The organism is Streptomyces sp. NBC_00162, assembly GCF_024611995.1.
GTDB lineage: Bacteria > Actinomycetota > Actinomycetes > Streptomycetales > Streptomycetaceae > Streptomyces.
In genome coordinates, this window is sequence record NZ_CP102509.1 from 2,796,443 (window position 1) to 2,809,766 (window position 13,324).

Here is a 13,324-nt window from a genome sequence, read left to right on the forward strand (position 1 = left end):
CCACCGACAGCGATCGCACCGGCGAGGATTCATGGCTGGTACAAGGGGTTGGGGACGGTGCCGTGCTGGACGGCGTGCGGGCGGGTGGGGCGGTCGCGGTAGCCGTCCTCGTAGAGCCGGTTCCGGTTCAGGCAGAGCCGTCCGATGCGCTCGCCGAGCAGGTCGAAGAGCTCGTAGCGGTCCTTGAGCTCAGGGAATCGGGCCTGGTGGCGGAGGATTTCCGCCCGTACGAGGGACCAGAACTCGCTCTCCGGGACACCGAGGCGGTCCTCGCACAGGGCCGACAGGTAGCGGAAGACGCCGACGAACAGCCCGGAGTGGATGAACTGGGGAAGGAAGTCGGCGGGCTCGGTGAGCAGGACCGCCCGGACCTCGTCGGGCAGGGACTCGAGCTCGGGAAGCGGTTCGGCGGTGATGTTGATGTCGTCCACGAAGTCCTTGACCGCGAGCCGGACCGGGACGTCGTGTTCGTCGAAGATCACGATGGCGTTCTCGCCGTGCGGGGAGAAGACGGTGCCGTAGCGGTAGAGGAAGTGGAGGAGCGGGGGCAGCAGGGCGGCGAAGAGGCGCTGCAGCCATCCGGTGGGGGTGAGCCCGGACCGGGCGACGAGTTCGGCGGTGAAGGACCGGCCTCGGGGATCGGTGTGGAGGAGGGAGGCGAGCGTGCGGGCGCGCTCTCCGGGTGCCAGGCGTCCGGTCAGGGGCTCGCGCCAGATCGCGCCGAGGAGTTCCTTGTACTGGTACGGGACCTCGGGGAGCGCGTCGTAGACGGGGTGGCGGACGGTGACGGAGGCGACCTCGCCGAGCAGGATGACCCCGCATTCCTCGCGGAGGAAGGGGTCGGCGTCGCGGAGGGAGTGGATCCACGCGGTGACGGCGGGGGCGGCGAGGGTGAGATCGCTGGGCAGACCGCGCCAGACCATGGTGTTGAAGACGGAGAGCGGGAGCTTGACGCTGCGCCGGTCGGGGCGGGTGAGGTTGAGGAAGGTACGGATCGACTGCTGGGGCAGGCGCACGTCGGGATCGGCGGGGAGCGGTACGAGGGCGCCGGAGGCGAGGGCGGGGGCGAAGAGCGGGAGGACGACCTCGTCCCACTGCCAGGGGTGGACCGGTAGGTAGAGGTAGTGGAGCGGGTCCAGGCCGCGGTCGCGCAGGGCCTGGTCGAAGCCGGAGCGGGTGACGGGGTCGAGCTCGGCGGAGTAGAGCCGGGCGGGCTCCTCCAGGCCGGCGGTCCCGCGGTAGGCGGCGAGCGAGGTGTGGGCGGCGAGCCAGGGCAGCCGCTGGCGGGTACGGGCCTCCGGTGCCCACGCCGCGGCGTCGGAGGAGGAGAGACCGACGCGGCCCTTGTTGAGGACGAGCCAGGGGTGACCGGTCTGGTGGCCTTCGAGGAGGGCGTAGTCGAGGTCGGCGAGTACGTCGGCGGTGAGCGCGGTGTGGTCGATCCGGGCGTCGGCGGCAAGGGTGGCGCTGAGCTCGCGGACGAGGTGGCCGAGGGTGGCTCCGTCGAGGCCGAGGAGAGTACGGGAGCGGATGAGGAAGGCGTACGGGTCCCCGAAGGCGGTCGGCGGCTGCGTGGAGGGTGAGGGCGGGGTGAGGGTGATGGTGTCGGGGGTGACGTGCCAGCTGCCGTACGAGCGGCGGCGGGCCCGGAATCCGAGGAGGCTGCCGTCGTCCAGGGTCAGGCTCCACGCGTCTGGGGCGGCGGCCGGGGCGGGGACGGGGCGGATGATCTCCTCGTAGGCGAACTCGGCGAGCATCTTGGCGAGCAGGCGCCGGGCGGCGGAGTCCCAGGTCGCGGAGGTGAGTTCGGGTGGTGTGCAGGGGTGTTGGGGCGACGGGGGCAGCGGGGATTCTGCGGAGTCGGGGGCTGCGGGGAAATTCGGCACGGGACTCCTCGGAGATCGGGAACTTTGCTGCGTGACGCAGAGTTTTCGAAGGGAGAGGTGCGAAGCGGCGAAGACGGTCGGGGCGCGCGGGGCGGCACTCAGAGGAGATTGCGCAGCGCCCGCTCCCGGACCATCAGGGCGGCACGCTTCTCGGGAAGGTCGATTTCGGTGTAACAGCGGAAACCAGAACTCAGAAAGGCCGATACGGAGGGGGTGTTGCGGATGTCCGGTTCCGCGATGACACGTGTGCAGCGGGGGCGGTTGTCGAGTACCAGGCCGGCGACGGCGCGCAGCAAGGTGGTGCCCAGACCGCGGCCCCGGTTCGTGCCGTCTCCGATGAGCAGGTGGATACCCGTGTCGTGGGGGCGCGCCGGGTAGTGGCGGGAGAGCGGGTCGAGGTCCGCCCGGTAGATCTCCCAGTAGCTCATCGGTGTTCCGTCGAGGAGGCCGAGGCAGGGGATGCTGCGGCCGTCTCCGTCGAGCTGTGCCCGCAGGTGGGCGGCGGTGACCTCGGCGGGACCGGCGAGTTCCCAGTAGGCGGCCACCTCGGGGTCGTTCATCCAGCCGGTGAGGAGTTCCAGGTCGCGGCCCGGTCGTACGGGTTCGAGGCGGAAGGCTCCGGCAGCGGTGTCGGTACTGCCCCAGGTGGCCGGCGAGTCGAGGAGGTCGGCTTCGGCGAGCAGGGGCAACAGCCCCGTGGGGAGCCGTAGTTCGATGGTGTCTCCGTGGGCACGGACCGTGCCGGTGGCGTGGGTGGTGGAGCCGGCGGAATCAGCGGGGGCGTCTGTGGTGGGCATGGGGTTCTTCCCCGCGTCGGTTCCGACGCGTCAATCGTGGAGGGGGTTGGTGATGGTGACGTAGACGGACTGGCTGTCGACGGGTCCGACGAGTTCGTCGAGGCCGCCCAGGCGGGTGAGGAGGTTCGCCTTGCAGCGCAGGGTGGGCGAGTCGAGCAGCTTCGCGGGGAGCGGGCCGAGGCCTGCGGCCTTGCCGAGGAAGCGGCGGAAGGCGGCGAGGAGCACGCGTTCGTCGGCGAGCCGCTCGGATCCGAAGGCGCCGATCAGACCCAGCACGTTGTTGATGCCGAGGTAGTAAGCGAAGCGTTCGTCGGTGACGGCGTCGGAGACGAAGGTGTCGCTGAGGCTGCCGATTCCGGGGAGCCGGTGCTCCAGTTCCGCGCGGTGGGACTCGCGGAAGTAGTAGCCCTGGTTGTCGCGGAAGCGGCCGCCGACCGGCCACCCGGCCGGGTCGAGGAGGACCAGGGTGTTCTGCTGGTGCGCTTCGAGGGCGATGCCGGCGATCGCGTCGAAGGCGAGGACCGGCAGGATCACGTGGTCGAGGTAGCGCAGGAACCACTCGGCGGCGACGGCGGAGGTGGTGCGTCCGGTGGCGGCGGCGAGGGCGGAGACGATCGCAGCGAGCCGGGAGGTCATGGTGCTCCGGCCGGGCCAAGGGCGGGGCGATGTGAGAGCGGCGACGCAGACGGCGTCGTCGCCGGATCGGAAGGGGTTGTGGCGCAGCAGGGCGTCGAGTCCGGGGACGGGGGTGCCGTCCGGGGCATCGACGGCGACCCATGCGGGGTCGCGGACGATGTCGAAGCCGGGGTGGGCCGCCTGCCACTCCTCGGCGAGGCCGGTGCGGAGCAGCCGGTGCACTTCGACACCGCGGTGGAGCTCCTTGCGGAGGTTCTCGCGGCGGGAGTTGGTGATGCGCAGGCCCAGGGAGAGCTTGAGCATCGCGGGTGAGCCGGGTCGGTGGACGGTGCGGACGGAGGAGGTGGGGTACCAGGGCGCGCCGTACGGGCCCAGGTCGTGCAGGAGTCCGGCGTCGCGTAGGGCGGCGACGGCGGGGCGCTGGAGCAGGTCGCGGGCCTGCCAGGGGTGAAGGGGAAGGGGGGTGGCACCGTCAGGGAGCGGGAGTCCGGGGGCGAGTCGGCCCAGGAGCTGGGGGGCGGAGACGGGGCGGCCGCGCTCGGTCCAGGCGGATTCGGTTGCGATGGCGGAGGGGTCGATCGCGAACCAGTGCAGAGGGAAGGAGCCGTGGAGTTCGGGTGAGTAGCGGCGTACTTCGGTCTCGGAGAGTCCTTCGCGGCTTTTCGGGTCCGGCTGGAGGGGGTGACCGAGGAGGAGGGACTGTTCGGCGGTCAGGAAGCGGTCCACGCCGATGAGCGCGGGGGCGGCGGGGCGTTCTCGCCGGTCGGCGATGAACTCCGCGGTGCGGCGTACCGAGTCGGCGACCCGGCCGACGAGGTCGGCACTGCCTCGGCCGGCGTCGGGTCCCTTGGCGGTGCAGGGGCCCGGGATCGTGCCCTCGCGGGCGATCAGTGCGGCCAGGGTGACGGCGTCAAGGGCTCGGGCGGTGGCGGGGGCGCCGGCCAGCCGGGCGGGGCCGAAGCGGTGCCATCCCGTGGCGGACCAGTACCGGACGGGGACGAGCAGAGCCGCGCCGGAAGCGGGGAGGGGGATGCGCAGCGGGGTCCCGGCGGGGCCGTCGGGCCGGCGGATCGCGGCCTCACGGACCCAGCAGCGGAGGAGGTTCTCCACCGCCGCCGCCTCGGCGGCGACGGCCGGGTCGGGATGGTCCAGGAGGTCGGGCTGCGCGGTCGGCTCGGGTCCGGCGGGAACGGGCCAGGAGATCCGGGGTCTGGGCGTGCCGTCCTTCTGGCGCGGCACGGTGGCCGCCGCCCCGATACCGGCCGCCGGGGGCTGCTGGCGCGGTGCTCCGGTGGCGGGGGCCGGGACGCCCGGCTGCGGGTGTTCCGGCGGGCAGGAGGGGCTCGGCGGTGCGGAGGGCAGCACCGGGGGTGCCGGGGGCATGGGGGGCAGGAGCCTGGGCGCGGGGTCGGGAGACGCGTGCACCTCGGCCGGGCCCTGGGCCTCCGGTTGGGCGCCGTGCCCGGGGGCCTCGGGGGTCGGCCGGGTGACCGGGCCGGGGTCGGCTGCCTGAGGCGCGGGGGCGGGGGCGGGGGCGGGGTCCGTGGCTCCGGCGGGCGCCGGGGGCGGGGTTTCCGGGAGCGGCCGGCCGTGGGGCGGGGTGGACTGGTGCGGATCGGGCATCGCGGGTCCTCGGGGTGCGGGTCAGTGGGGCCGTCGGGCGGCGGCCGGAATGGCGTCGGCCAGGCGGTCGAGGACCGCCGCGGCCTGCTCGTCGGTCAGGGTCAGCGGGGGGAGCAGGCGGACGACGGTGTTGTGGCGGCCGCCGAGTTCGACGATCAGGCCCCGGTCCAGGCACTCCTGGCGGACAGCCGAGGCGACGGCCGGCGCGGCGGCCCCGGTGTCGGGATCGATGAGTTCGATGCCGATCATCAGGCCGCGGCCCCGGACGTCCCCGATGCAGGGGTGGGCGGCGGCCAGGCCGCGCAGGGCCGTCAGCATGCGCTCACCCAGGGCGGCGGCGCGCTCGGCGAGCCGGTTCTCGCGGACGAAGGCGAGCGTGGCGGTTCCGGCGGCCATGGCGAGCTGGTTGCCGCGGAACGTGCCCGCGTGGGCGCCGGGGGTCCACACGTCCAAGTCCGCCCGGTACACGATCACCGCGAGCGGCAGGCTGCCGCCGATCGCCTTGGACAGGACCATCACGTCGGGCACCACCCCGGCGTGGCCGACTCCCCAGAAGGCACCGGTCCGGCCGACGCCCGTCTGTACCTCGTCCGCGATCAGGGGGATCCCCCGGGCCGCGGTGATCTCCCGCATCCGGCGCAGCCAGGCGTCCGGGGCCGGGATGACGCCGCCTTCGCCCTGCACGGGTTCGACGATCATCCCGGCGGGGGCGGGCACCCCGCCCTTGGGGTCGTCCAGCAGGCTCTCCGTCCAGCGCGCGCCGAGTTCGGCTCCCTCGGCGCCGCCGACTCCGAACGGGCAGCGGTGGTCCTGCGGGTACGGCAGCCGGGTCACCCGCACGTCCTGGGCCCCGCCCGAGGCGTCCAGGGCTCCGGCGGTCATCCCGTGGTAGGCCCCGGTGAAGGCGAGCAGCCCGGAGCGCCCGGTCGCGGTGCGGACCAGCTTGAGGGCGGCCTCCACGGCGTCCGTGCCGGCCGGTCCGCAGAACTGGACGCGGGCGTCGGCTGCCAGTTCCGGCGGCAGGTTGGCGAACAGCTCGGTGGTGAAGGCGTCCTTGACCGGAGTCGCGAGGTCCAGCACGTGCAACGGGGCCCCGGAGTCGAGGACTCCGCGGACGGCCTGGAGGACGACCGGGTGGTTGTGCCCGAGGGCGAGGGTCCCGGCCCCGGAGAGGCAGTCGAGGTAGCGGCGGCCGTCGGCGCCCTCGATGGTCAGCCCGCGGGCCCGCACGGGGACGATGGGCAGCGAGCGAGCGTACGTCCGGGCTGCGGACTCCCGCTGCGCCTGCCTGCGCAGGATGCCGTCCGCGAAGACCGGACCGCTGAGCGCCGGCAACCGACTTCCCTGCGGTGGTACTTGTGAAGGCGCCTGCGGCGGCGTCAGCTGTGCAGCCGCCGCCGCTGCCGGCTCGGTCAAAGCCACGAGTGTCGGTCCTCCCGCACGAAGTGCTCTTCCGGATTGCGCCTCGAACACGAGCGCTGCCCGCCCATCCCCCGTACGTACCAACGACGCTGACGGCGACGGATCACGGGTGGGTCCAAGATCCTTGTCCGCCGGACGAAGAGACCGGGCGAAGAGAAGGGTCGGAGAGGGAAAGAGAGAGGGGGAACCGCCGCCCCGGGCTGTGCCGTCCCCAACCTCGGCGGCATAGTGGGGTGCTGCACTCCACGCCTCGATTCCACAGGGGGACGAAAGACATGCGACCGAACCGACCGGTCACCGCGATTCTGTGCGCGGCCGCGCTCGCGCTGACCGCCGCCGCCTGCGGGCCCGGCGACGGGGAGGCCGGCGGCGACGCCAAGCCGACCGTGGCGGCGAGCCTTCCGGGCACGGACGGGATCAAGATCCCGGACCAGCTCAAGGACAAGCTCAAGGAACACGGCATCGACCTGGAGAAGTGGAAGGGGGGTGCGTGGAAGAACTGGAAGAAGGAGGACTGGCTCCGCGAGGCGGGCGACTACATCAACCCGGTCATCGAGGGACTGTGGGACCCGGACCGCATGCGTGACGCGGAGCAGCCGAAGCAGCCGTCCGTCGACCCGGACGCGGGCAAGGACCAGGGCGTCACCGACCCGACCCCGGCGCCGGTGGCGGCCAAGGCTGCGAACCCGCCCTACCACCAGAGCGTTCCGGAGGCCGGCAAGGTCTTCTTCGACGGGCCCGAGGGCTCGATGGTCTGCTCGGCGACCGTGGTCAAGGACCCGGCCCACCCCGGCAAGTCCAACATGGTCTGGACGGCGGGCCACTGCGTGCACGCCGGCAAGTCCGGCGGCTGGTACCGCAACATCGCCTTCGTCCCCTCCTACAACAACGCGGGCAAGCCCGCGGCGCAGCTCAAGGGCGCGCCCCGCGAGCAGGTGGCCCCGTTCGGCGTCTGGTGGAGCGACTGGGCGCAGACCTCCGACCAGTGGATCGCGACCGGCGGTCCGACCGGCGGCGCGGGTGCCCCGTACGACTTCGCGGTCCTGCACGTGACCCCCGAGAAGGGCAGCGGCAAGTCCCTGGAGGAGACGATCGGTTCGGCGCTCCCGGTGGAGTTCGCCGCCCCGGCGGTGCCGAAGGTCGCGAGCATCACGGCCACCGGCTACCCGGCGGCGGCCCCGTTCGACGGCCAGAAGGCCTACCAGTGCGCGGACAAGCCGGGCCGGCTGTCGCTGACCGCGAGCGACCCGGTGATGTACCGCATCGGCTGCACCATGACGGGCGGTTCCTCCGGCGGCGGCTGGGTCGCGGCGGGCGCGGACGGCAAGCCGGCGCTGGTGTCGAACACCTCGATCGGCCCGGCCAAGGCGGGCTGGCTGGCCGGACCCCGGCTGGGTCCGGAGGCGAAGGGCATCTTCGACGCCGTGAGCGGCAAGTTCAAGTAGCCCACGGCACGTGACCACGCACGTGCAATGACCGAGGCCCCGCCCCCTGCGTCGCAGGGGGCGGGGCCTCGGTCATTCACACAGGTGCGCTCGTCACCGCTTGGCGAGCGCGTACGGAGCCAGGTCCGCCGCGAGCTCCTGGTGCACCCGCACCTTGAGCAGGGTGCCCTCCGGGGTGTGCTCCTCGGAGATCACCTCGCCCTCGGCGTGCGCCTTGGCGACCAGCGAGCCGCGGGTGTACGGCACCAGGGCCTCCACCTCGACCTCGGGCCGCGGCAGCTCGGTGTCGATGAGCGCGAGGAGTTCCTCGATGCCCATGCCCGTGCGCGCCGAGACGGCGATGGAATGCCGCTCGATCCGCAGCAGGCGCTGGAGGACGAGCGGGTCCGCCGCGTCCGCCTTGTTGATCACCACGATCTCGGGCACGTTCACCGCGCCGACCTCGCGGATGACCTCGCGCACCGCCGCCAGCTGCTCCTCCGGCGCCGGGTGCGAGCCGTCCACGATGTGCAGGATGAGATCGGAGTCGCCGACCTCCTCCATCGTGGAGCGGAACGCCTCGACGAGGTGGTGGGGCAGGTGCCGGACGAAGCCGACGGTGTCGGCCAGGGTGTAGATCCGGCCGCTCGGCGTCTCGGCCCGGCGCACGGTCGGGTCGAGGGTGGCGAACAGTGCGTTCTCCACCAGCACGCCCGCGCCCGTGAGGCGGTTGAGCAGCGAGGACTTGCCTGCGTTGGTGTAACCGGCGATGGCGACCGACGGCACCTTGTTGCGGCGCCGTTCCTGCCGCTTGATGTCGCGGCCGGTCTTCATGTCCGCGATCTCCCGGCGCATCTTCGCCATCTTCTCGCGGATCCGTCGCCGGTCCGTTTCGATCTTGGTCTCACCGGGGCCTCGGGTGGCCATGCCGCCACCGCCGCCGCCACCCATCTGCCGGGACAGCGAGGCACCCCAGCCGCGCAGGCGCGGAAGCATGTACTGCATCTGCGCGAGAGCGACCTGCGCCTTGCCCTCTCGGGACTTGGCGTGCTGGGCGAAGATGTCCAGGATGAGGGCGGTCCGGTCGACCACCTTCACCTTGACGACGTCCTCGAGGGCGATGAGCTGGCCGGGGCTGAGCTCGCCGTCACAGACGACGGTGTCGGCGCCGCTCTCCAGCACGATGTCGCGCAGCTCCCGCGCCTTGCCGGAGCCGATGAAGGTGGCAGGGTCCGGCTTGTCGCGGCGCTGGATCACACCGTCGAGTACGAGGGCACCTGCCGTCTCGGCGAGGGCGGCGAGCTCCGCGAGGGAGTTCTCCGCGTCGATCACCGTGCCGGAGGTCCAGACACCGACGAGGACGACCCGCTCCAGGCGGAGCTGTCGGTACTCGACCTCGGTGACGTCTTCGAGCTCGGTGGAGAGGCCGGCCACACGGCGCAGGGCCGCGCGCTCGGAGCGTTCGAACTGCTCGCCGTCGCGGTCTCCGTCGATCTCGTGGCTCCAGGCGACGTCCTCTTCCATCAGGGCATCGGCCCGAAGGCTCTCGGTGAAGCTCTGCGAGTCGCGCACGTCCTGTGCGTCCCGCGCGTCCTGGGAAGGGGAAGAAGAGGAGGTCATTGGATCCTTACGTCGATTCGAATAGCACGGTCACGCCGGATGTCACGTCCAACGTGAGGTGTCACATCCAACGTGAGCTGTCACGTCCAACGTGTCACACCGCCGGGGGATTCCCCGAACGGCCCTGTCGATGGTGACATGCCCGTTCCTCGTGGGTCACACGCTTTTTCCGCTCCACTCGGGGTGCCCGGGCATCGCCGGGGTCGTCTTCCCGTACAGCCACGGCTCCAGGAAGGCCGTCAGGTCCCGGCCCGCCTCCTGCGAGGCCAGGTGGACGAAGTCTTCCGTGCCCGCGACCCCGTCCTTGTGCTCCGCCACCCAGCGGCGCTCGACGCGGTCGAAGGCCTCCGTGCCGATCTCCTCGCGCAGCGCGTAGAGGATCAGCGCGGCCCCGTCGTAGACCACGGGCCGGAACAGGCCGATCTTCTCGCCCGGTGCGGCCGCCTTCGGCGCGGCCGGGGGGCCGCCCGCGGCCCGCCACTGGTCGGAGCGCTGGTACGCCTCGCGCATCCGCCGCTCCAGGGAGTACTTGCCGAGCCCGTCCGCGTACAGGGCCTCGTACCAGGTGGCGTGTCCCTCGTTGAGCCACAGGTCGGACCAGGTGCGCGGGGCGACGCTGTCGCCGAACCACTGGTGGGCGAGCTCGTGGACCATCACGGACTCCACGTACCACTCGGGGTAGCCCTCGCCGGAGAACAGGCTGTGCTCGAAGAGCGAGAGGGTCTGCGTCTCCAGCTCGAAGCCGGTGCTCGCCCGCGCGATCAGCACCCCGTAGTTCTCGAAGGGGTAGCGGCCGACCCGCTCCTCCATCCACGCGATGTGGCCCGCGGTCTTCCTCAGCCAGGGGTCCAGCTTCTGCCGGTCGGCGGCGGGCACCACGTCGCGCAGCGGCAGCCCGTGCGGTCCGGTGCCGTGGACGACCGCGGAGCGTCCGACCGAGACCTGCGCCAGTTCCGTGGCCATCGGGTGCCGGGTCCGGTACGTCCACGTCTTCGAGGGGCCCATCGGCAGGGCGGCGGCCACCGGCACTCCGTTGGCGACGACCGTGAGCGCTTCCGGGGCGGTGACCCGGAAGGTGAAGAACGCCTTGTCGGCGGGGTGGTCGTTGCAGGGGAAGACGCGGTGGGCGGCGTCCGCCTGGTTGGCCATGGCCAGCCCGTCCTCGGTGGGGACCCAGCCCCCGTCCGCGCGCCCGCGCGGGTCGCTGGTGTGCCGGACGGTGATGTGCAGCGGCACGTGGGCGGTGACCGGACGCGCGGGCGTCAGCACCAGGTCCTCCCCCACGCTCTCGAACCGGGCCGGCTCGCCGTTGACCTCGGCGGACGCCACCTTTCCGTGCGTGAAGTCCAGATTGATCCGCTCCAGCGACTGCAGGGCGCGGGCATCGATGACGGTGACGGCGTCGAGGGGCGTGCGGTTGTCCTTGTACGTGAAGGAGAGGTCGTACGAGAGCACGTCGTACCCGGGGTTCCCGAGCTCCGGGAACAGCCGGTCGCCGATGCCCAGCGGCTTCGGCGGGGGCAGTACGGCGGCGACGAGGGTGAGGGAGGCCGCGGCCAGCAGGGCGGCGCGCAGGCGCGGGGAGGTGAGCTGCATCCACCACCGCTTACCAGCGTCCGCCACACGGCCGCGAACGGCGCGCGACGGGTCCACCCGAACGGGACCTTCCGGCGCGGACCCGGGCTAGGGAGAGCGCTGGGAAGGGCCCAAGACACCCTAGGCGCGGCTGACGTCGTACACGCCGGGCACGTTCCGCATCGCGCGCATCAGGGCGGGCAGTCCGGCCGCGTCGGGCAGCTGAAGGGTGTAGCTGTGGCGGACCCGCTGTTCGACGGGGGGTTCCACGGTCGCGGAGACGACCTCGACCCCCTCGCGGGCGATGGCCTCGGTCAGGTCGGCCAGCAGATGGGGGCGGCCGAACGATTCGGCGAGCAGTGTGACGCGGCAGTCCGCCGTGGCCCGCCAGTGCACTGCGACGGAGGTGCGCCCCACCGCCCGCATCTGGGCGACCGCGGCGCAGTGGATGCGGTGCACGGTGACGGCCCCGCCCCGGACCACGAACCCGGCGACCGCGTCCGGCGGCACGGGAGTGCAGCAGCCGGCGAGCCGCACGGGGGCGTTCGGCAGGTCGGCGACCGCGTTGGCCCCTCCGCCGCGGGCCCCGATCACCGACAGCGGTGCCCGGGCGGCCGTGGTGGTGGCCATCGCCCGGTCGGGATGGGCTTCGAGCCAGCTGCTGATGGCGATCCGGGCCGCCGGGGTCCGCGCGTGGTCCAGCCACTCGGCGGCGGGTCCCGAGGAGGCGTCCTGCGCGAGCAGCAGCTGCACGGTGTCCCCGTCGGACAGCGGGGAGGACAGGGAGGTGAGGCGCCCGTTGACGCGGGCGCCGATACAGCCGTGGGCTGCCGCGCCGTGCTGGGCGTAGGCGGCGTCGATACAGCTGGCTCCGGCCGGCAGGCCCAGCGTCCCCCCGTCGGCCCGGAAGACGGTGATCTCCCGGTCCTGGGCCAGCTCGGCGCGCAGGACGCTCCAGAAGGTGTCGGGGTCGGGCGCGGACTGCTGCCAGTCGAGCAGCCGTGACAGCCAGCCGGGCCGCGTCGGGTCCACGCGCTCCTCGTACGGATCCGCCGCGGTGTCCGGGGTCCCGGCGGTGGCGGATGACGCGGTGACGTACGGATTGCCGAGCGCGACCACGCCCGCCTCCGCCACCCGGTGCATCTGCCGGGTCCGCACGATGACCTCGGCGACGTGGCCCTGGGGCGTGGCGACGGCGGTGTGCAGCGACTGGTAGAGGTTGAACTTCGGGGTCGCGATGAAGTCCTTGAACTCCGAGACGACCGGGGTGAAGCAGGTGTGCAGCTCGCCCAGCACCGCGTAGCAGTCGGCGTTCTCGCCGACGAGGACGAGGATGCGGCCGAAGTCGGAGCCGCGCAGCTCGCCGCGTTTGAGGGCGATCCGGTGCACCGAGACGAAGTGCCGCGGCCGGACCTGTACTTCGGCGGTGATGCCCGCCTCGCGCAGGACGGTGCGTACGGAGTCGGCGATGGCGGGCAGCGGGTCGCGTTCCCCCGCGTGGGCCGCGATGAGCGCGCGGGTGCGCTCGTACTCCTCGGGGTGCAGGATCGCGAAGACGAGGTCTTCCAGCTCGGTCTTGAGGGCCTGGACGCCGAGCCGCTCGGCGAGCGGGATGAGGACGTCGCGGGTGACCTTGGCGATGCGGGCCTGTTTCTCCGGGCGCATCACCCCGAGGGTGCGCATGTTGTGCAGCCGGTCGGCGAGTTTGATCGACATCACGCGGACGTCGTTGCCGGTGGCGACGAGCATCTTGCGGAAGGTCTCGGGTTCGGCGGCGGCGCCGTAGTCGATCTTCTCCACCTTGGTGACGCCGTCGACGATGAAGCGGACCTCGTCGCCGAACTCCTCGCGGACCTGATCGAGGGTCACGTCGGTGTCCTCGACGGTGTCGTGGAGGAGGGAGGCCGTCAACGTGGTGGTCTCGGCCCCGAGTTCGGCCAGGATCAGGGTGACGGCGAGCGGATGTGTGATGTACGGCTCACCGCTCTTGCGCATTTGACCGCGGTGCGAGGTCTCCGCGAGGAGGTACGCCCGCCGCAGAACGGACAGATCGGCGTCCGGATGGTGGGCACGGTGAGCCTCCGCGACGTGGCCGATGGCGTCCGGGAGGCGGTCGCGGGACGTGGGCCCGAGCAGGGCCGCGCGCCCGAGCCGGCGCAGATCGAGCCTGGTCCGGCCGCGTCTGCGGAGCTCAGGGCGCGCTTCGGGGTGTGCTTCGGGGTTCGTGGCCTCTGCACTCATGGGCACCTCCGGCGGCTTCGACCGGCGGTGGTGGGCATGGGGTGAGCCCTCAGGGCCGGTGCCTGATGTTACCGACCCCACCACGTGGCGCAGTCCACCT

General features: G+C 72.5%; 8 protein-coding genes. 1 reads left to right on the forward strand and 7 read right to left on the reverse strand.

Annotated elements, in window-relative coordinates; genetic code table 11:
• Nucleotides 1-29: 29 nt before the first annotated feature.
• The 4 genes from JIW86_RS12870 to JIW86_RS12885 form a co-directional block, all read right to left on the reverse strand.
• Nucleotides 30-1,886 (reverse strand): IucA/IucC family protein, encoded by a 1,857-nt coding sequence (locus tag JIW86_RS12870; protein ID WP_257553881.1) that lies wholly within the window; start codon nucleotides 1,884-1,886, stop codon nucleotides 30-32.
• 98 nt (nucleotides 1,887-1,984) lie between these two features.
• The gene (locus JIW86_RS12875) at nucleotides 1,985-2,683 is read right to left on the reverse strand and encodes a GNAT family N-acetyltransferase (RefSeq protein WP_257553882.1); all 699 of its coding nucleotides are present in this window, start codon (nucleotides 2,681-2,683) and stop codon (nucleotides 1,985-1,987) included.
• 30 nt (nucleotides 2,684-2,713) lie between these two features.
• On the reverse strand, nucleotides 2,714-4,702 hold the full coding sequence (locus JIW86_RS12880) for an IucA/IucC family protein (protein ID WP_416237678.1): 1,989 nt from the start codon (nucleotides 4,700-4,702) through the stop codon (nucleotides 2,714-2,716).
• A 261-nt stretch (nucleotides 4,703-4,963) separates the two neighbouring features.
• Nucleotides 4,964-6,277, reverse strand: coding sequence for a diaminobutyrate--2-oxoglutarate transaminase family protein (locus JIW86_RS12885; protein WP_257553884.1), 1,314 nt, complete (start codon nucleotides 6,275-6,277; stop codon nucleotides 4,964-4,966).
• Between the two features lie 362 nt (nucleotides 6,278-6,639).
• Between JIW86_RS12885 and JIW86_RS12890 the strand changes: the two genes are divergently transcribed.
• Nucleotides 6,640-7,809: a trypsin-like serine peptidase gene (locus JIW86_RS12890; protein WP_215144533.1), complete on the forward strand. Its 1,170-nt coding sequence runs from the start codon at nucleotides 6,640-6,642 to the stop codon at nucleotides 7,807-7,809.
• Between the two features lie 93 nt (nucleotides 7,810-7,902).
• On the opposite strand, the gene hflX is transcribed toward JIW86_RS12890, so the two are convergent.
• The 3 genes from hflX to JIW86_RS12905 all read right to left on the reverse strand — a co-directional run bounded on the left by hflX (nucleotide 7,903) and on the right by JIW86_RS12905 (nucleotide 13,224).
• Nucleotides 7,903-9,408: a GTPase HflX gene (gene hflX / locus JIW86_RS12895; RefSeq protein WP_215144535.1), complete on the reverse strand. Its 1,506-nt coding sequence runs from the start codon at nucleotides 9,406-9,408 to the stop codon at nucleotides 7,903-7,905.
• A gap of 156 nt (nucleotides 9,409-9,564) precedes the next feature.
• Entirely contained in the window at nucleotides 9,565-11,004 is a 1,440-nt protein-coding gene (locus JIW86_RS12900) for a M1 family metallopeptidase (RefSeq protein ID WP_257553885.1), read from the reverse strand.
• A gap of 120 nt (nucleotides 11,005-11,124) precedes the next feature.
• Complete coding sequence (locus tag JIW86_RS12905) at nucleotides 11,125-13,224, reverse strand: RelA/SpoT family protein (protein WP_257553886.1); 2,100 nt, start codon at nucleotides 13,222-13,224, stop codon at nucleotides 11,125-11,127.
• Between the last annotated feature and the right edge of the window lie 100 nt (nucleotides 13,225-13,324).